Below are 18,248 nucleotides of genomic sequence, written 5' to 3'. Positions count from 1 at the left end.
AAGATATGCGTACGGACTTAGTACCCGAATTTGAGAAGTATAACGTCGATTTTGTGGTTAATGGACATTCTCATTGTTATCAAAGAGGAGAAATGAATGGCGTACAATATCTAGTAACGGGTGGTGCTGGTGCAAGTACACTAGATGCTAATACGAATAATAATGCTCCTAATTTAAGTGTAGAGATCTACGAAAACCATTATGTTCGGTTCGATATTAATGGCGATACGGCTAAATATGTCATGATTAATGATAATGGACAACGCAGAGATTCAGTTATTGTTATAAAACCTTATGTACATTACAACCAAGCTATTAGCAGTACTAATGTAAGCTGTTTTGGTGCCAATGATGGGCAAGCCGTTTTAAATGTTACAGGTCCTAAACCACCCTATACCTATCTTTGGAGTAATGGGCAAACTAGTGCCAATATCAACAATTTATCTTCTGGAACCTATCAAGTTGTCATTACAGACTTTGTAGGTTGTGAGCATTTGGATAGTGTTACCATTACAGAACCTGCTCCCACTACGACACAAATTACTTCTACTTCAGGACAATATGTTCTTTGTGACAATACGCCTTTAACCTTAACCGCAACAGGGAATTTTGCTACTTATTCTTGGTCGAACGCTGCCACAACAGCAAGTACTCAAATTAGCTCTCCAAACACATATAGTGTTACAGCTTACGATGCATTGGGTTGTGCTTCCATTCCTGATACGGTTATAATTACAGCAAACAGTAGTCCAACTATTAGTAATTTTCAACAAAACGTTTCTGGCTTGGATGTCAATTTTACAACCTCTAGTATTGGCGATTCTTATGCTTGGAACTTTGGAGACAACAATACTTCTACTCAACAAAATCCTTCCCATACTTACGCAAGTGCTGGTACGTATACCGTAGAGCTAATAGTCAGCAATGTTTGTGGAAGCGATACGATTAGTCAGTTGGTAACAGTTGGCGCCACTAATATTCAAAACACTCAAGCAATACAGGGACTCAACATTTCAGTAACCCCCAATCCTTTTGAAGAAGCAACAACATTGACGTTTAATAACGTTGAGCAAGAAAGTTTTGATTTAATCATTACCAACTTGCAAGGAAAAATCATTCATACTTATACCAATATAGCGTCCAATCAAATTACAATCAAGAGAGGTTCTCTTACTGCGGGAACTTACTGGTACCATCTAAAAAATGATAATATTCATGCTACTGGTCAACTGATTATTCGATAAGACACACATTACCAATACATAGAAAGCTCATCTGGGATATTCCCAGATGAGCTTTCTTGCTATCGGATGTTCTGAATAGAACGTCCCAATTTTTGTCTGTTTTATAGAAATGATGACTTTAGTTACCGATGGAGTTGATATAATCGTTTATCTCTCGCTTCGACTTGCCTAGCTTTTGCTGCAAATGCCCAAGCATTTCATCTTCCTTTCTCTCTCGATACATCAAATCATCTTCGGTTAACTCAGCATATTTTTGCTTCATTTTACCTTTGATTTCATTTCAGTTTCCTCTGATTTTATCACTCATTGCAATCATTTCTTTTTTATTTTTCGGGTGAACGAATTAATATAGTTTTTTTCATGCTGTACAAATCCATTTGAAATTGCACAACCTGTGTACAGGTTTTATTAGGAGTTTAAAAGAAATAAATTTAGTTTCCAATGGAATTAATCCAACGTTTTATTTCTTGCTTTGACTTTCCTAGCTTCTGCTGTAATCGTCCAAGCATTTCATCCTCTTTTCCCTTCTCATACATTAAATCGTTATCGGTTAATTGAGCATACCTTTGCTTCATTTTACCTTTAACTTGTTTCCAATTTCCCTTTACTTTATCGCTAAGCGCACTCATTTTCTTTCAATTTTTGAAAGTGAACAAATATTTTTTTCTTGTTGCACAGGTTCTTTTGAAGCTGTACAACCTAAATGCTTGTTCTTGTAGGGATTTTGAAAGTGACTATACTAATTACCAATTGAGTCGATGTAGTTTTTGATTTGTTCTTTAGATTTTCCCAGCTTTTGCTGTAGGCGACCTAACATTTCATCCTCTTTCCCTTCTTGGTACTTTAAATCATCTTCGGTTAACTCAGCATATTCTTGCTTTAACTTACCTTTGATTTCGTTCCAGTTTCCTTTAATCTTATCGCTAATCGCGCTCATTTCTTTTTAATTTTTTAAGGTGAATAAATATATTTTTCCTTTTTCCAACACCTAATGTGTTGTATGATACATAGAGAGTACCTTAGGATATACGTCTGGTATAATTAGCTACCAATTGAGTCAATCCAATTTTTAACTTCCTCTTTAGTCTTTCCTAATTTTGTCTGTAGGCGACCAAGCATTTCATCTTCTTTTCCCTCTTGGTACTTCAGATCATCGTCAGTCAATTGAGCATATTCCTGCTTCAACTTACCTTTGATTTCATTCCAGTTTCCTTTAACTTTATCGCTAAATGCACTCATAATTTGTATGTTTTAATTATTAATAGATTGATTATTGTGATAATATGCGTGTATTTGTTGGTTATTATTCATGGGTAATCAACACAGGAATCATTAACTACATCACTAAATAAAAGCGTGCATTCTGATTCTTCAATGTGTGCAGGACATTAAAATTGACTCCTACCGATTGATTAGCTGTATTGAAAAGTTAGTTTATTCCTCCTACTTAAGCCTAATAAATAAACTAGAAGTTGTAGAAGTATAAAAATATAGATTCTAAGGCTTAGACTGCTCGAACATGATATGAACTACGAACAGGTTTGGGGAATATTACTACTAACTATATGTGCTTGTATTGGGTCTTTGAAACGGGTGTTTTACAAAAACAGAATGGTTTAATTCTAGGAACGATTCACTCTGCTCATCAGCAGCAATGTATGCAAATTTTGATTTTTATCATTTGTTGTTTAACGTCTATATTATTATAACAAATATAATCAAAAAATGTTCATTTTAATTTCAACTTTCTTTTATTACGCCTTTCTTAATAGACTGAATAACAATGAAACGACTAATAATACAAGGAAAATGTAAAAAATAATTTTAGCAATACCTGTAGCCGCACCAGCAATTCCTCCAAATCCAAAAAGAGCAGCAATAAAAGCGATGATCAGTAACGTTATGATAATTCTAAGCATGATTTACGTTGTTTTTTATTAAATAATAAGTTTTCGAGATAAATAGCAAGGGGCAACAAGACCATTTATACCAATAAATAGTACTCTTACTCGATAGTTAGCTGCGCTGTTACTACGTGGTCGTTAAAATAGTTGCAAACTAAACTTACTCAAAAATAAGGGTGATTATTAATATTTGTATTGAAGGTCTCTTTTTTCAGAGTCAACTGATCTAGGGTAATCAGCTCATTTTCAAAACTTTTAAGTAAGTTAAAAATGTATGTTTCGTTGTCACTTGATACATAATTATAACATCCCACAGCACAGATTGTTCAAATAAAATCAAAAAAAAAATTGTTTTTACAAAAAAAACTAGCTGCACCCTACTATCTATCAGCACATTAGAACTGATACCTTTTTTTATCTTACTAACAAGACTTTTGCTCTTCTTCGAAATAAGACCAATAAGTACCACAGATAAGGAACCTCTTACTCATGAATATAGCTCCCCCCTCCTTAAGAGTTTCAAAAGATGAAGCTCAATGCAACTTTTTTTTATTCAAATTTGTATATTGGTTAGACAAGCAACAAAAGCTATTACGAATACAATTCCAAGTATCTATTATTTCGTAAGTGTCTATTAAATTAGTAATCATTAATCAACCTATTGATGGAGAATAAATTCATTAAAGCCGCAAAATTTGTACGAAAAATGAGTAATAAGAATAATAATGAGGATTTGAATCAGAGAGCAGAATCTGCTGTAAGAAATCATGTAATTTGGTCTATGGGAGCTGGTTTTATTCCAATTCCAATTGCTGATTTTGTTGCTGTTGCAGCTGTTCAGTTGGATATGATTCGCACCATTAGCAATATATATGGTGTTGATTTCAAGGAAACAGAAGGCAAGGCTTTAGTGACTTCTCTTACTGGTTCGGGGCTTTCTAGATTAGGTGCCAATGCTTTGCTCAAATTGGTTCCTGGCTTTGGTTCTGTCTTAGGAGGCGTATCTATGTCAATTGTTTCTGGTGCTTCAACTTATGCCTTAGGTCAGGTATTCAAAACACATTTTTCGGTCGGAGGAACATTCCTAGACTTTGATACAGATCGCTTTCAACGTTATTATGATGAGCAATTTGAAAAGGGGAAAACAGTTGCTGAGGACATTCAGAGGGAAAAAGAAGAAAAAGGAGCTGTTAAAGAAGATACCGTAGAGTACACCAACACTACTCCCCAAAAGGAGGCTTCGGAAGAAAATGCTAATTCTGAAATCGTTCGTAAATTAAAAGAACTCGCAGAATTAAAAGATATGGGGGTCATTGATGATGAAGAGTTTGCACAAATGAAAGCTCGGTTGATTGAGAATTATAAATAATTTTTAGTAGTCAATAGTTCGTTAAAACCACGCAGTAGCAGCGCAGCTAATCAACGAACTACTAAATAATGTAATATTATTAAACCGCTTCGCATAGGATTGCTAACTTAGAATATATATGGTTATCAACCCTATACGAAGCGGTTTTGTTTTTTAACTCCCAAGTACGTTTGCTTTAATTTGAGCTAAAAGTGTTTACTTTATTGTTTCAAAAAAGCTTTTCCATCTTTAATGCTTTCTAACATATCTATATGTACTTGTTCGATTTTTTGCTCTTCATCTTTTAGATAAGTCATAATGTCTGTCTCAGACATTTTTTTGTACTCCTCCTCGTTTAATTCCGTACTTTTAAATTCGTGCATCCAATTCATCATTCCATCGTCTGCTTTTTTGAGTGCCGTCAACAAGTTGAGTATCGTATCTTTTTTAAGGCTATCAATTTCTGCTGTTTTCATTCTTAACCTTAGTTGACTCCTTGTTGCTTCTATATCTGTCATTAAGAGCATTGCCGTGTCGTGCTTCTCTCCAACTACTTGATAGAGTGTTGCAGCATCTTCATTTAATTTCCAAGTTTCTTTTTCTATCTTTTTGGAAGGCTCAGGATTAGAACAAGAAACCAATAAAAAGCTGATTATCAGCAAAATTAAATACTTCATTTGTTACTTATTTTTTCTATTATAAAACATTTTATAGGTGAACATTGACTTTCTAAGAACTTAAAACCAATGTTTTTGTTACTTTTGTGGTGCAAAGATAAAGAATTCAGAATAGACATTTTATTCTATTCTATATTCTCCATAAAATTTATTAATAACTGTATAAGCACCTGTTAAAATCCAACAGATTATTCAATAACAAAAGAAGCATTCTATGGAATTAGCGCCTAAAAAAGTATCCGAGTCGAAAACGATTATGACGGAGATGATCATGCCCAATGATACCAACCCTATCAATAATTTAATGGGGGGAAATTTATTAAAATGGATGGATGTTGTTGCAGGAATTTGTGCAGGCAAGCATTGCGAAAGTTATGTTGTTACGGTTTCTGTAGACAATGTATCTTTTGATAAGCCGATTCCTCTTGGAGATGTCATTACACTAGAATGTGTGGTGACTAGAGCTTTTACAACGTCTGTAGAAGTATATGTAGAAGTTTTTTCTTCTGATATTAAAGGCAAAAATACCCGTCGATGCAACGATGCCTATTTTACATTTGTAGCTGTTGACGACAAAGAGAAACGTCCTGTAAAAGTTCCGCCATTATTACCTTTAACCGCCGAGGAGAAAAAACGTTACGATGAAGCATTGCAACGTCGCCAAATGCGATTGGTTTTCTCTGGAAGATTAGGGAAGGAAGAAACCCTGAAATTAAAATCAGAATTATTAAAAGATTAAATCATTATAAAATAAAATCAAACGATGAAAAATATTCTTCTTATCGCCTTATTACTATGCACTACGACTCTATTTACACAAGCTCAAGATGCTACTTATACCGTTGATGGCGCCCATTCTTCTTTGGTATTTGCTGTTGGGTATAAATTCAGCGATTTTCATGGTAGTTTTGGCGATATAGCTGGAAAAGTTGCGTTAAAAGATGAGAAAGATTTCAGCACGGCAGCAGTTGACTTTACAGTACAAATCGCCTCTATCAATACCAATTCTGAAACCAGAGATGGGCATTTGCAGGGAGAGCGTTATTTTAATGCTGAAAAAGCAGCAACCGCTACTTTCAAAAGCAATTACATCAAGCCAACAGGACACAATACTTATGAAATGACTGGCGATTTATCTATTGCTGGTACTACTCTTTCTCAAACGGTGACTGTAGTGATAAAAGGGCAAGGAGAAGTAGAGGGAAAAGATGGCAAAAAATCAAGTATTATGGGAGCTGAAGCTACCTTTGATTTTAATAGAAGTAATTTTGGTATCAAAGGTGGATTGCCAACAATTGCTGACAATGTAAAAGTTACCGTGGCTCTTACCTTGGTTAAAGAATAAGTTGCCTAGTACAATAGTGTTAGCGTTGTGATTCCCTCTAGTCATGAGTTCACTGCTACTAGTACTGTATAAAAGATTTAAAACAAAATGGCAGTTCTGATCCATGGGTCAAAACTGCCATTTTTTTAATTACTACTTACGAAAACGCATCTAAAGCATATCGCCCACTTCGTATCAAACTTTCCATCCAAGCCTCAGCTTCTTTAAGAACAACGTTATTTTTCTCCATATACATATCTATCAACACACGTTTGACAGCAGGTGCCATATAATTGCCATCTCCACAAACATAAATTATAGCCCCCTGTTCTAAAACAGCCCATATCTTTTCTCTTTCTTTCCATACCCTATCTTGCACGTATTTCACTTCTTCTACTATTTGATAGGTAAACGCGGGAAATACTTCTAAATTGGCTGCCTTGCCCCAGTTCTTCAACTCATTTTGATACAAAAAGTCTACCTCAGAGTGATCACAACCAAAAAACAAGAGCATTTTCCCACTATTTTCCAACGCTGCTCGTTCTTCAATAAATCCTCTAAAGGGTGCAATTCCTGATCCTGCCCCTATCATCACAATAGGAGTTGTAACATCTTTCGGCAAATGAAACGCTTCTTTGGATGGAACAACTTCTAACCAAATGCTATCTCCTTCCTTTCTTGAAGCCAAATAATTAGAAGCAACACCTTCGTAATTCCCTTGCCCAGACCACGCAGGAGCATCAACCACAGCTATCGTCAAGGTACAAGTACCTTTATTCGTAATAGGCGAAGAGGAAATGGAATACTGCCGTGTTTGCATAGGAGGCAATTGGCTTAGAAATTCTTCAAAAGTTATGGAACAAGACCCCATTCGTAATAAAACATCAATAAGACTCATTCTTTTTTCATACACTTCCCTGTTGTAAACTTCCTTTTGACACCATTGTTCTAATTGAATTCGTTCTGGTGGACAAGGTGTTTTTTTTGCTAATATTTCTAATTGGCGACGCTGTACAGGCTGCCCAAGTTCGACGTATTCTCTAAGAATTTCTCCAACCGAGATCGGATAATTTAAAGGCAATAGAGAAGTTCCCGAATCATCTTTTAAGATTAATTGAGTATCTTCTGTTAAAGAAAAATAGCGCAGTACTTTTTCTACGTTATTTGTTGTATTCGTAGGCAATAGCGTCAAATAATCTCCTGCACGATAGTTCATACCTGTAGGCAACGTAATTTCTATATGCTTCTTGGAACGCCCCAATGCATGAGCTACATCAACCAACTCTTTATTAACAACTATAGTCCCCTTTTGTAATTGAGTTTGTTTGAGTTGTTGCAATTTTAGTGGTTTATTGATCACTTGAATAGCCAATTGGCTTGTCTTCTCAACTGTTCCCTCGGTTGTTTCCAACTCTGTTTCTAGTTTTTGCCAAAGTTGGTGTTCCCAAGTCTCCCAAGCTCCTACAAAATCGCCTTTGGCATCTGCCTCTCCTCTCTCAAAAAATCGACTTGCCCCTAATGCTTCCAATTGATTATCAATAAAGATAGGAACGGCTTGATATGTATTGAACCAATCCCTATTCCCACAACCAAAAACACAGTATTGCAATCCATCTAAATCCTTATTTTTTGCTGTTTTTAACCATTGTACAAAATTCTTAGCATTATTAGTAGGTTGTCCCTCGTAAGATGCTGTCACAATAATCAATTTACTATCTTTAGGCAATGCACTTACATAATTATCCAATTCATCAACCTTCGCTTTAACACCTCTCTGGACAGCATCTTTAGCCAATTGCAGTGCAAAACTTCTAGAACTTCCACTATTAGAACCAAACAATACCAATAACTGAGGGTGTTCAACATCACTCAACGCATCTTCTTGTTGGGCAAATGCCTGTGTAGCGACCTCTACTTTTTCATCTTCTATAACAACCTGATTGCGCTTGGCTTTTAGATAAAACCCTTCTGGTTTTAAGGTCAAGGTTTCTTTGATTGTTAATTTATAATTTGGATCTGACAATTGAATATCAAATCGTTGTACAATCATTGCCAAAACCAAAATTGCTTCTTGCATAGCAAAAGGTCTTCCGATACAAGCTCTCGCTCCATTCCCAAATGGTTTCCAACAATTTGGAGGCAATTTACTAAAGTTTTCTTCTGAAAAACGATTGGGATCAAATTCATCTGCATTATTTCCCCAAACTACCTTATCTCGATGTAATCGAGGAATTAAAGCCAAAATCGTTTCTCCTTTACTGACACTATACTCCCCTGCAATAACAGTATCTTCCAAGGGTTCTACGGCAAAAGCAGGAGCGGTAGGCATCAATCGCAAAGTTTCTTTAAGAATTTGACTAATGTACGTCAATTCATTAATGTGTTCAATTCGAGGTTTTTTGTTGCCCAATACCATGCTCACTTCATCTTGAGCCTTTTTCAAAATATCTGGATGCGTACAAAGATAATAAAGTGCAAAAGATAACAAACCACTTGTGGTTTCATGCCCCGCAATTAAAAACGTAAGCATCTGATAACGAATATTTTCATCACTCAAGCCTTCTCCAGTAATAGGATCCTTGCCACTCAGCATTTTATTCAAAAGATCATCAGGGGCTTGTTCAATACCATTCTCCTTTCTTTTCTCTATGATTGCGTCAGCAACTCTATTCATATATTCGATGTTGCTTTCGTATTTTTTACGTGCCCAAAACATCACATTATCTTGAAGTGGCAATCGTCGCCCTTTGTCCCCTGCTTCTACCAGCCCCTCCACCATTGCATGTACAAAGGGGTGCATCTCATCTCTATAAAAACTATTGAATCGGTAATTAAATGCACACAACGCAATGGTGTCCAATGTTAATCTAGTCATATCATCGGGCACATCAAATGGCGTATCTTCTCCCATTCGTTCCCATTTCAAAATCAGTTGCTCCGCAATATCTAGCATTTGAGGGAACATACTGCGAATCGACATTGGGCCAAAAGCAGGTGTCAAAATACGGTGGGCTTTAATCCAATTGGGTTCATCTCCATAAGCAGTAAACAAACCATCTTTGGCAAAATCACGAATTACTTCAAGAGGAGGAAGTAATGATTTTTGAAAACGTGTCTCATCACACATTTCATCAATAATTCGATGAGAACAGGCTATTAGAAGTGATTTACTTGGCAAACTCAGGCGATAAATTTCACCATGTTTGGCAGCTAATTTTTCTAAATTGGCCACCATGCCTTCTTTTAAATTTAACTCTAGCAGATTGCCGATTAAAGGAAGCGGTCTATCTTGAGGGATAACATTCATTGGTATGATTTTTTGTTTTATCTTTATTCGTTAATAAAATAAATACAACAGCCAATCTGTCTGTTGGTGTTTGTATCTATTTTGGATTGATAAAACAAAGCTAATGCATACAGAAATAAATTTCCTTGAACAAGTTCAATAAACAAATATAAAAAATACAAATTATTTATGACTTAGTCGACGACGAATTTTGGATAGACCTTCGGGAGTAACATTCAAATAAGACGCTATTAAGTACAGTGGAACTCGTTGAAACAAATCAGGATATGTTTCTGCTAATTTTTGATAATGCGCTGCATTAGAGAGGGTTCCCATATCTTTTCTTTCATTCATTACTCGAATAAACGCATCTTGCATCAAAAGACGCATCAAACGTTCCCAGCGCATATCTTTGTCTAACAATTCTTCCAAATCCCTTTTTTCTAATATATAGATGACAGAGGTTTCTAAGGCCTTTAAATAAAAACCGGTGTCTGTCTCTGTTACATACGACTCTAAATCTGTAAACAAATCTCCTTCAAAAGCAAAATGAACCACACGCTCTTTTCCCTGTTGATCGACTTTGTAATAATAAACACCGCCCTCTTCCACAAAGACTACAAATGAAAAAATTTGGTTGGCTTGAAACAAGCATTCTCCTCCAAGTATTGTTTTTTTGATCAAAACTTTTCCTAGATCTACCTTCATTTGGTCATCTAGATGAACATATTCGTTGAGAATTTCCAATAAGCGCTCTGTCATAGTTTATTAACAATAAAGGGTTGGTGGGTATCAATTTACAATCTTGAGAGCAAGTCTAAACACATGCATGAGCTAACACTATGCTCTATCGCACATTTCAAAAGCGGAAATATTATCGATTAGTAAGTTACCTTTATAATAATCTAATGAAGGCTGCTTATAATAACATTCTATGATAATATATTTATAATCTTCTTCTGTTGAAAACAAGAATTCGTACGTTTTCCATTCATAATGGTCAATAACGGGTGACGTTGCGATTAATTGTGCGCGATCACAAGCCGAATTTCCAACCCATACTCTCAAGCAGGTTGGCTTGGAATATCCTGCATATGCTGGTGAGGAAGACAAATCTACCTTAAATTTGTAACAACGCTCTTTTTTGAATGGCTTAGGCATTTTTTGCCCCAAAGCTTCCCAAGTATTATCATCTCTAGTAATCAAGCCTAAAAATGTATTTCCATCTGTTGGTTTCTGATAGACTCCCCAAGGACCTGGCAAAATATCAGGCGAAGAATCTAAGCCACAAGCTTGCCAATTATCGGGTGTTTGTGCATCGTGTGGCACTCCTTCAAAAGAAGTATTGTCCAGTACAACTGGTTTAAATTGTGCCGATAATGAAAGGCAATTCAATGCTAAAACAAGCCCTAAAATTTGTCTAAAAATAGTCATATACCTATGTTTATCTTTCTCCAATAGTTCGTGGGTAAATCCTACAACCTCAGCTTCTATACATTATATAGAACACTATACCCTACTGCAACTGTACCTATTATAAAACAGTATATCGAAAAATAGACCAATTTTCCGTTTTTGACCAAATTTATCATCCATTGGCAAGCCAACAAGCCAACAAAAAAGGCTCCTAAGAATCCAACGCCCATCGGAAGCAAGGTATCTGTCCCTAAAGCAAACTCTCCTCCCAATAAATCTTTAGCCACTTTGGCAATAATTAAAGGCATGACCATCAAAAAAGAAAATCGAGCAGCGCGCTCTTTATCTATTTTTAACAAAACACAGGTTGAAATAGTCGCTCCAGAACGCGAAATACCAGGAGCCAAAGCAATTGCTTGTGCTACGCCTACCAAAATCGCTTCTTTAAAACCTACTTTTCCATCTGTTTGAGTAGCTTTATCAGCTAAGAATAGTAAAGCTCCTGTCAAAAATAGCATCAAGCCTACCAAAAGTGCCGAACCACTAAAAGCGGCATCAATTTGATCTTCGTACAACAACCCTACAATAGCCGCAGGAATCATTGATACCACTATTTTGGCAGCAAACCAAAATTCTTCATTGATTTTGAACTGAAATAAACCTTTTAATATTTCGGCAATTTCTTTGCGCAAAATAACCCAAGTGCTGAATACGGTTGCTAAGTGCAATACCACATTGAATGTAGTTCCAAATTCTGAAGGGTTAATCCCTAATAGAATTTTCCCCAACTCTAAATGTCCACTACTACTTACAGGCAAATATTCCGTCAATCCTTGTACAATGCCTAAAATCAAAGCCTCAAACCACTCCATAATTAATTATCTATATTAGTATTTTTTTAGTCGTTCTTGATTAGCTGCGCTGCTACTCCGTGGTACTTTATGAGCGCTTTGCTTTTAGTTAGCTGCGCTGCTACTGCGTGGTACTTCGTGAGGTTGCTATCGCTGAGTTAACTGTTACTCCCTCTTGTCGTGAGCTCGCACAGCTCAGCTCGCTGTTGCTACGTAGTTTCAACGGATTACAGTAAATAAATTAAGCCTCAATATTTTGAGGGGTTTCACTTGAAGATTTAAAAATGGCAACAATAACAACGCCCAAACCACTTAAAATAACTAGTGGAGCAACTGTAATTCGAACAAAGCTATATATTTCATCAGCGTTCCACTCATCTGGCTGGTTGTGTCCTCCAGACATCAAAAAGAAACCAACGATAACCATAATTAACCCTACACCTATAATAGTATAATTGGTTTTTGAAAAAAGCAGCTCTTTCTCTACTTTTTCTCTCCTACTCTCTCTTCTTTTTCTTGCAATAGCAGCATCCTTTTTGTCCATGTTTGGTCCTTCCAAAGTCGTTTCTTTTTGTTTATCTCCTTTTCCCATGATCTTTATTTAAATATTTTTTATTTTGAGTTTTTTCTTGTAATAATTTGTTAATATTCCGTTACTTTTTAATGTTTCTATGCACCTAAACCAAGCATATCAAGCTCATGTGATTAAAGGGAGCTAATTAAGCTTTTTGTGTAGGCTTTGCTGGTAGCACAAAAGCCACGAGCAAGTAATAAAGGTCCTCAAAGTAAAACATAAAAAAGCACCTTACATTAATTAAATTTCCAACGGAGTAATGAATTTATCTGAGCCACACAACAATGGCATAGTTCCCTAATTAATGAATCATTATTCCTATATATTCCATGCCTCTACAGGCGTTTTGAGATACTTGTGCACACTGTGTCTTGTACATATCCAAGATAGCAAAACGCCAACAAGAATGATAATAATAGATAAGATAGTTGTCCAAAAATCTAAGTCATACTGTTCAAAAGTTCCCAAACCATTTTCTAACATAATCCTTGTTAACCATAAAAAAGCGACTGCAATAATACCACTCAAAATACCATTTTTCAAACTTTGACGCATATATGGTCCTGCCATTTTTTCAAAAGTAGCTCCAACCATCTGCATGGTTTTTATTAAATCCTTGTTAGCCAAGAAGGTTAATTTTAATGTATTCTTGATTAAAGTAACCACGACAAAGATAAAAAAAAGCATTAAGACCAATAGTATTATTTCTAAACGATATACTTTGCCCGATAGACTCTCGGCAGGTGCTTTGGTATAAAAAACATGTTCTACGAAGTCATTATCTTGTATATTTTTAACAATTTCTCCATAATCTTCAAAATGCCCATCGTTTAGATAAAACCGAATCATATTGGGTAATAAATTCTCACCAAAAAGCAATACATCTTCTTTGGTCATTTTGTCATCGTCTTGAAACAGTTCCAAAGCCTGTTCTTTTGAGATGTATTCTACGGTCTTTTCTTTGACAAAAGTACTCGCCTCCAACTCTTTCTGAAAAGCAAATACTTGCGCTTCGCTTGCTTCGTCTTTTAATTCTATATAAAACGGTATGTTCTCTTTAGAATAATTAAGAAATTGATTGGTGTAAATCGCTAATAACCCCCAAACACCCAATAAATATAACATAATAATTAAACTAATAATTGTTGCTATATAATTGACAAATGTTTTTTGGGCACCAGCTATGGGGATTCTTGTTTTAGGCATAAATTAAATGGTATATTTTAACAGTAGTAGTTCTCTAATCGACTTATTCTTAGTTTGGTATTACTTTTCTAACTTAGGTAATTGTTCAAAAAAAGTATCGGAAAATAGTCTTACTTTTTTATGCCCAGTTACTTATCAACTTATTTTTTACTGTTATTAGATCTAATAGTTAATTCTACTACTGTAGATCGACATTTACATGCTAAAAAAGGCAACTGTAACGAACACGTATTTCAATGATTATTCCATTCTATATTATATCCTACCTAACAAGGTAATAGAAAGAAGGCTATAAATTATCATTTAGGAACTTGCTTAACAATTCTTTAGCGAAAGTACAGAGAAATCATAAGAATTAAATGCAAATTTAGCGGATTTCTAACAGAAATTTCTAAACACATATTTTGTATTTGTGTTATAGAGTAAAATATAAAAAATGTGGTCAATTGTTTATAGAAAATAACAAAAACAATCCTCACTTTTTATGCATGCTACCTTAGATTAGGTATTTGATTTTAGTCGTTTGTTCCGCTGTTGCTGCGTGATCTCAACGAACTGTTTTGATTTACTCAACCAAAATAAAAGAATGTTTGTACGTTATCCAAAGTTTATCATTTCCTTATTTGTTATTTTAAGTATCACGGGAACCTACCTTGCCACCCAACGCGTCCAATTTGAATTTGATTTTGAACAATTTTTTCCAGCAGGAGACGAAGATTTAAAGTTCTTTTTAGAATTCAAAGAACGTTTTGAACCTGATGATAATTTTCTTTTAGTAGGCATTCATCGCGAAGAAGGGGTCTTTGAGCAAGATTTTCTAGAGCGAGTCTTAGATTTTTCTTTAAAAGTCCGTCACATCGAATTTGAAGCGCCCAACCATCTAGATAGCATTGACCATAAAATATATCGACCTAGTATCAACGATCAAGGTGACTCTATTGTTATGATGCGCCCTATTTTAAGTGCTCAATCGTTGTTGCAAGTAGAATATCCTATCAAAAATCCATTTACAGGTTTCAGCACCATTCCCGCTATACACTTAGAAGATACTAGTCGCTACGAAAAGGATAGACAAAAAATATTAGCTGATGAACGCCTAGTCGATAATTTTATTTCTGAAGATGCTAAGACATTGGTTGTGGTTCTCAAAACAGTAGATAATATTGAACAACAAGCAGCTAGTTTGATGATAAGTCAAGTGAAAGCACTGCTTCAAGAATATCAATTTAACGATCATCATCTCTTAGGCAGATCCTTCTTTCAAACAGAGATTGTCAAACTACAAATTAAAGAATTCATTCTTTCTACCATCGTTTCTTTCTTTTTAGTGTTTGTGGTCATGCTCTTTCTTTTTCGACGACTTTGGGGAATTGTTGTTGCCTTAGTTTCGATTGTTGTTGGACTTCTTATGTTTGTTGGAATGTTAGGAGTATTTGCACGAACTTTAGATACGATGGCTTTGCTTTATCCCATTATTATGATTATTGTGGCAACATCCGATGTGATCCATGTCATGTCCAAATACATTGATGAATTACAAAAAGGGCAATCAAAATTTGATGCCATCCAGACGACTATTCGAGAAATAGGTATGTCTATTTTCTTAACCTCAACAACAACAGCCGTTGGTTTCTTATCCTTAGTCACAAGCCGACTGATTCCCATTCAACAGTTTGGAATCAATGCCGCTATAGGAGTTATGATTGCCTACATTTCTGTCGTTATTTTTACAACCACCATTTTAGCCCTTTTTCAAAAAGAACAAATTATCAAACTAAATGAGAAACCGAGCATTTGGGTGACTTGGATGGAATGGGTCTATCAAATTACACAAACACACACCCGTCCTATTTTGGCAGGTTTTGTTGTATTAGTTGTTGTTTGCTTGATTGGGGTAAGTAAAATCACCACCAACACACAATTTATCAAAATCCTTCCTAAAGGTGCGGAGGTAACAAAAGATTTTTTATTCTTCGAACGAGAATTTAGTGGTTTTAGACCCTTTGAAATCGCTGTTAGTATACAGGGAGATTATGATGCCAATGACTTTGAAGTTATTCAAGAAATTGACAAGATAGAGCAACATTTCAAACAATATCCTGCCGTCAAATCCATGAGCTCTATCACAGGCTTGTACAAAACTATTCATCAAGCTTATCATAGCAATAAAGCAACAGCGTTTAAACTTCCCGAAACAGAACAAGAGTTTAAAAAGTATCAGAAGTTAGCCAAACGAATGTCGAAGAATAGCAACTTTGGGATTCTGGTCAGCAAGGATAAAAAACACACGCGTATTTCTGCCAAGGTTTTAGATATTGGAGCCGACAACATTAATAAGATACGGGCAGAAAGCAAACAATGGATTAGTCAACATATTGATTCGACTATCATTCAAACACGCTCGACAGGAACAGGAATCATCATCGATAAGAATTCTTCGTACATTCGAGACTCTTTATTACAAGGGCTTTTATTCGCCATTTTAGTTATTAGTTGTCTAGTTGCTTTTATTTATAAAAACATAAAAATGTTGCTTATAACACTGATTCCAAACCTACTTCCTTTGCTTATCGCAGCAGCAATTCTTGGTTTTGCGGATATTCCATTAGAAGCAGGGGTCGCAATTGTATTTGCTATTATTTTTGGAATTGCCATTGATGATACCATCCACCTATTAAGCAAATTCAAACTTACCAAAGACAAAGGCTACGACACCGAAGCGGCCATTCGGATCACATTATTAGAAACGGGGAAAGCCATTTGCCTAACAACTGTTATTTTATTTTTCGGCTTTTTAAGCTTACTTATGTCTGTTAATCCACCAGCCATCACGATTGGGATTTTGATTAGTTCTACCCTAATTTCTGCCCTAGTTTGCGATTTATTGATCATTCCAATTATGCTTCGAAAGTGGATGGGCTAATCATGTTTTAAATGCCAATGCTTCATTTTTAGTGTTGAGATTGTTTTTTTCTGAACGATTACTTAACACTAAAAATGAAGCATACTAACACCCCAAAACGTTGTAATCAAAAAAGGCACAACAACCTATTTTAAATATGATTTATCTAATCATCTAACATACCTAGCTCTGCTTTCACTACATACACTGCTTCATTTTGCAAGGCAATTTCTATATCTACCCCTTCTTCTTTTGCTTTTTTCTGAATGTATTCAAACCATTCTTTGTTATTCCTCGCTTCTTCTATTTTACGAGTCACCAAAATATCAAAATCATCTGGTTGCGCTACAGTAGGCGCCATAGCTTTTGCATTTTCCTTGTCACCAAAGTAATAATCATACAATTTATCATCAAAACCAAAACCAAAACGCCACAAGTTGACAGAAGCCATCAAAATACAAATTACCTCTGCCTTTTCAATTTCTTTTCCAAAATCTAAGTTGGCCACTTGGCGATTACTAGGATGAGCATCTCGATTATAATACCAAAACTGACCATCCTTCCAAACCTTTTGTAAGCCTCCCCAATTGACAAAACGCCAATAAAAACTATCTCCTATTGTTAGAGAACGAGGCTTATATTTTCCTTCTTCATTAATGACAATCGTAGGATAAGGCAATTCGTAAGATGGAATATTAGTAATAATATTCAATGCTTGTTCTAAATCGTCGTCTTCCTCTCTAGGCTCCTTAGCCATTTCCATATTTGTCCATCCAAAATCAGGCAAATCCTTTCCTAGTGCATGTTCTACATGAGAGATGATCGAATCGGCAAACAAGGCTGCCCCATAGAAACTAAAGTGAATTCCTGTCTGTGGAAATAGCGGATAAGCTGTTTTGCCTTTCATTTCTAAAAACCAAGCATTGGCATCTACCAAATTGATGTTTCGCTTTCGCATTCCTCTTATATAATAATCATAATTTGTCTTTAAACCCTCACGAGGAATTTGATCTTCATCTGGTAAATATTCATGAAAATAATCTGCTTTGTTGGGACCAATAACAACCATTAAGTGTTTTCCCAACTTTTTTAGCGTATCTTGTAGTTGAACCAAACGATTCAAACGAGTGTTGATTTCAAATTCTTTGACTTCAAACTTTCCATTGTGTTCCAAGATATAGTCGTAATCAAACAAATAATTTTCTTTTCCAATAACAACAGCGTGTACCTTAGACTTATTATACAAAGAATAGGCAACTTGATGGTCCAAACGCAATGCCCAATTTCTAAATCCAAAATGTGTTTTTAAATATTTTTCTTTACCATCTTGATAAGAACCATCTACCCAAGCAGCCTTACTAAACGTTACATCACCAGGAATAGGCTCGTAGCCCCCTAGTTTACCGACCTTAACGAAACTAAACAGCACTTGTAGTATAGGCAAAAAAAGCATTGCTACAATAAGATAAAATAGACGTTTTTGCATCGTATTGCTTGTTTTTCTACTCATAATAAT

18 protein-coding genes are annotated in these 18,248 nt (G+C 35.4%); 5 read left to right on the top strand and 13 right to left on the bottom strand.

What is annotated here, in order from left to right:
• Positions 1–5: 5 nt before the first annotated feature.
• Entirely contained in the window at positions 6–1,244 is a 1,239-nt protein-coding gene (locus QP953_RS13150) for a PKD domain-containing protein (RefSeq protein WP_309555379.1), read from the top strand.
• 118 nt (positions 1,245–1,362) lie between these two features.
• Here QP953_RS13150 and QP953_RS13145 read toward each other — a convergent pair whose 3' ends face one another.
• From QP953_RS13145 to QP953_RS13125, 5 genes are all read right to left on the bottom strand, one after another.
• Positions 1,363–1,506, bottom strand: a complete 144-nt coding sequence (locus tag QP953_RS13145) for a CsbD family protein (protein ID WP_156039823.1) — start codon at positions 1,504–1,506, stop codon at positions 1,363–1,365.
• Positions 1,507–1,675: 169 nt separating this feature from the next.
• Entirely contained in the window at positions 1,676–1,873 is a 198-nt protein-coding gene (locus QP953_RS13140; protein ID WP_052598272.1) for a CsbD family protein, read from the bottom strand.
• 110 nt (positions 1,874–1,983) lie between these two features.
• The gene (locus QP953_RS13135; RefSeq protein ID WP_052598271.1) at positions 1,984–2,181 is read right to left on the bottom strand and encodes a CsbD family protein; all 198 of its coding nucleotides are present in this window, start codon (positions 2,179–2,181) and stop codon (positions 1,984–1,986) included.
• A 104-nt stretch (positions 2,182–2,285) separates the two neighbouring features.
• On the bottom strand, positions 2,286–2,483 hold the full coding sequence (locus QP953_RS13130; RefSeq protein WP_052598270.1) for a CsbD family protein: 198 nt from the start codon (positions 2,481–2,483) through the stop codon (positions 2,286–2,288).
• A gap of 515 nt (positions 2,484–2,998) precedes the next feature.
• Positions 2,999–3,163 carry a DUF1328 family protein gene (locus tag QP953_RS13125; RefSeq protein WP_072011005.1) on the bottom strand — a complete coding sequence of 55 codons (165 nt, stop codon included), beginning with the start codon at positions 3,161–3,163 and terminating at the stop codon, positions 2,999–3,001.
• A gap of 691 nt (positions 3,164–3,854) precedes the next feature.
• Here QP953_RS13125 and QP953_RS13120 point away from each other — a divergent pair.
• The gene (locus tag QP953_RS13120) at positions 3,855–4,517 is read left to right on the top strand and encodes a DUF697 domain-containing protein (protein WP_052598353.1); all 663 of its coding nucleotides are present in this window, start codon (positions 3,855–3,857) and stop codon (positions 4,515–4,517) included.
• Positions 4,518–4,717: 200 nt separating this feature from the next.
• On the opposite strand, the gene QP953_RS13115 is transcribed toward QP953_RS13120, so the two are convergent.
• Entirely contained in the window at positions 4,718–5,173 is a 456-nt protein-coding gene (locus QP953_RS13115; RefSeq protein WP_052598269.1) for a hypothetical protein, read from the bottom strand.
• Positions 5,174–5,387: 214 nt separating this feature from the next.
• Here QP953_RS13115 and QP953_RS13110 point away from each other — a divergent pair, with 214 nt between their 5' ends.
• Complete coding sequence (locus tag QP953_RS13110; protein ID WP_052598268.1) at positions 5,388–5,912, top strand: acyl-CoA thioesterase; 525 nt, start codon at positions 5,388–5,390, stop codon at positions 5,910–5,912.
• A gap of 24 nt (positions 5,913–5,936) precedes the next feature.
• On the top strand, positions 5,937–6,518 hold the full coding sequence (locus tag QP953_RS13105) for a YceI family protein (protein WP_052598267.1): 582 nt from the start codon (positions 5,937–5,939) through the stop codon (positions 6,516–6,518).
• Positions 6,519–6,654: 136 nt separating this feature from the next.
• Here the strand turns inward: QP953_RS13105 and QP953_RS13100 are convergent, their stop codons facing one another.
• The 6 genes from QP953_RS13100 to QP953_RS13075 all read right to left on the bottom strand — a co-directional run bounded on the left by QP953_RS13100 (position 6,655) and on the right by QP953_RS13075 (position 13,830).
• Complete coding sequence (locus QP953_RS13100) at positions 6,655–9,804, bottom strand: cytochrome P450 (protein WP_309555378.1); 3,150 nt, start codon at positions 9,802–9,804, stop codon at positions 6,655–6,657.
• Between the two features lie 162 nt (positions 9,805–9,966).
• Positions 9,967–10,545 carry a Crp/Fnr family transcriptional regulator gene (locus QP953_RS13095; RefSeq protein ID WP_052595250.1) on the bottom strand — a complete coding sequence of 193 codons (579 nt, stop codon included), beginning with the start codon at positions 10,543–10,545 and terminating at the stop codon, positions 9,967–9,969.
• A 78-nt stretch (positions 10,546–10,623) separates the two neighbouring features.
• Entirely contained in the window at positions 10,624–11,217 is a 594-nt protein-coding gene (locus QP953_RS13090) for a hypothetical protein (protein WP_156039709.1), read from the bottom strand.
• A 56-nt stretch (positions 11,218–11,273) separates the two neighbouring features.
• Positions 11,274–12,071: an undecaprenyl-diphosphate phosphatase gene (locus QP953_RS13085; RefSeq protein ID WP_309555376.1), complete on the bottom strand. Its 798-nt coding sequence runs from the start codon at positions 12,069–12,071 to the stop codon at positions 11,274–11,276.
• Between the two features lie 220 nt (positions 12,072–12,291).
• Positions 12,292–12,642, bottom strand: coding sequence for a DUF3098 domain-containing protein (locus QP953_RS13080; protein WP_052595255.1), 351 nt, complete (start codon positions 12,640–12,642; stop codon positions 12,292–12,294).
• Between the two features lie 300 nt (positions 12,643–12,942).
• Entirely contained in the window at positions 12,943–13,830 is an 888-nt protein-coding gene (locus QP953_RS13075; protein ID WP_052595257.1) for an ABC transporter permease, read from the bottom strand.
• A gap of 586 nt (positions 13,831–14,416) precedes the next feature.
• Between QP953_RS13075 and QP953_RS13070 the strand changes: the two genes are divergently transcribed.
• Positions 14,417–16,753 (top strand): MMPL family transporter, encoded by a 2,337-nt coding sequence (locus QP953_RS13070; protein WP_309555375.1) that lies wholly within the window; start codon positions 14,417–14,419, stop codon positions 16,751–16,753.
• Positions 16,754–16,898: 145 nt separating this feature from the next.
• On the opposite strand, the gene QP953_RS13065 is transcribed toward QP953_RS13070, so the two are convergent.
• Positions 16,899–18,242, bottom strand: coding sequence for an alginate O-acetyltransferase AlgX-related protein (locus QP953_RS13065; protein WP_052595263.1), 1,344 nt, complete (start codon positions 18,240–18,242; stop codon positions 16,899–16,901).
• Positions 18,243–18,248 lie beyond the last annotated feature (6 nt).

Source organism: Aureispira sp. CCB-E (genome assembly GCF_031326345.1).
In the GTDB taxonomy this organism is placed as follows: Bacteria; Bacteroidota; Bacteroidia; order Chitinophagales; family Saprospiraceae; genus Aureispira.
The sequence above is the reverse complement of the archived record's forward strand: the minus strand, read 5'-3'. Positions and strand labels throughout refer to the sequence as shown.

Excerpts from the sequence above, each read along its gene's own strand:
- QP953_RS13080 (WP_052595255.1), bottom strand. The coding sequence starts at position 12,642 with ATGGGAAAAGGAGATAAACAAAAAGAAACGACTTTGGAAGGACCAAAC.
- QP953_RS13085 (WP_309555376.1), bottom strand. The coding sequence starts at position 12,071 with ATGGAGTGGTTTGAGGCTTTGATTTTAGGCATTGTACAAGGATTGACG.
- QP953_RS13095 (WP_052595250.1), bottom strand. The coding sequence starts at position 10,545 with ATGACAGAGCGCTTATTGGAAATTCTCAACGAATATGTTCATCTAGAT.
- QP953_RS13120 (WP_052598353.1), top strand. The coding sequence starts at position 3,855 with ATGAGTAATAAGAATAATAATGAGGATTTGAATCAGAGAGCAGAATCT.
- QP953_RS13075 (WP_052595257.1), bottom strand. The coding sequence starts at position 13,830 with ATGCCTAAAACAAGAATCCCCATAGCTGGTGCCCAAAAAACATTTGTC.
- QP953_RS13140 (WP_052598272.1), bottom strand. The coding sequence starts at position 1,873 with ATGAGTGCGCTTAGCGATAAAGTAAAGGGAAATTGGAAACAAGTTAAA.
- QP953_RS13100 (WP_309555378.1), bottom strand. The coding sequence starts at position 9,804 with ATGAATGTTATCCCTCAAGATAGACCGCTTCCTTTAATCGGCAATCTG.
- QP953_RS13150 (WP_309555379.1), top strand. The coding sequence starts at position 6 with ATGCGTACGGACTTAGTACCCGAATTTGAGAAGTATAACGTCGATTTT.
- QP953_RS13090 (WP_156039709.1), bottom strand. The coding sequence starts at position 11,217 with ATGACTATTTTTAGACAAATTTTAGGGCTTGTTTTAGCATTGAATTGC.
- QP953_RS13145 (WP_156039823.1), bottom strand. The coding sequence starts at position 1,506 with ATGAAGCAAAAATATGCTGAGTTAACCGAAGATGATTTGATGTATCGA.
- QP953_RS13125 (WP_072011005.1), bottom strand. The coding sequence starts at position 3,163 with ATGCTTAGAATTATCATAACGTTACTGATCATCGCTTTTATTGCTGCT.
- QP953_RS13135 (WP_052598271.1), bottom strand. The coding sequence starts at position 2,181 with ATGAGCGCGATTAGCGATAAGATTAAAGGAAACTGGAACGAAATCAAA.
- QP953_RS13130 (WP_052598270.1), bottom strand. The coding sequence starts at position 2,483 with ATGAGTGCATTTAGCGATAAAGTTAAAGGAAACTGGAATGAAATCAAA.
- QP953_RS13070 (WP_309555375.1), top strand. The coding sequence starts at position 14,417 with ATGTTTGTACGTTATCCAAAGTTTATCATTTCCTTATTTGTTATTTTA.
- QP953_RS13115 (WP_052598269.1), bottom strand. The coding sequence starts at position 5,173 with ATGAAGTATTTAATTTTGCTGATAATCAGCTTTTTATTGGTTTCTTGT.
- QP953_RS13110 (WP_052598268.1), top strand. The coding sequence starts at position 5,388 with ATGGAATTAGCGCCTAAAAAAGTATCCGAGTCGAAAACGATTATGACG.
- QP953_RS13065 (WP_052595263.1), bottom strand. The coding sequence starts at position 18,242 with ATGAGTAGAAAAACAAGCAATACGATGCAAAAACGTCTATTTTATCTT.
- QP953_RS13105 (WP_052598267.1), top strand. The coding sequence starts at position 5,937 with ATGAAAAATATTCTTCTTATCGCCTTATTACTATGCACTACGACTCTA.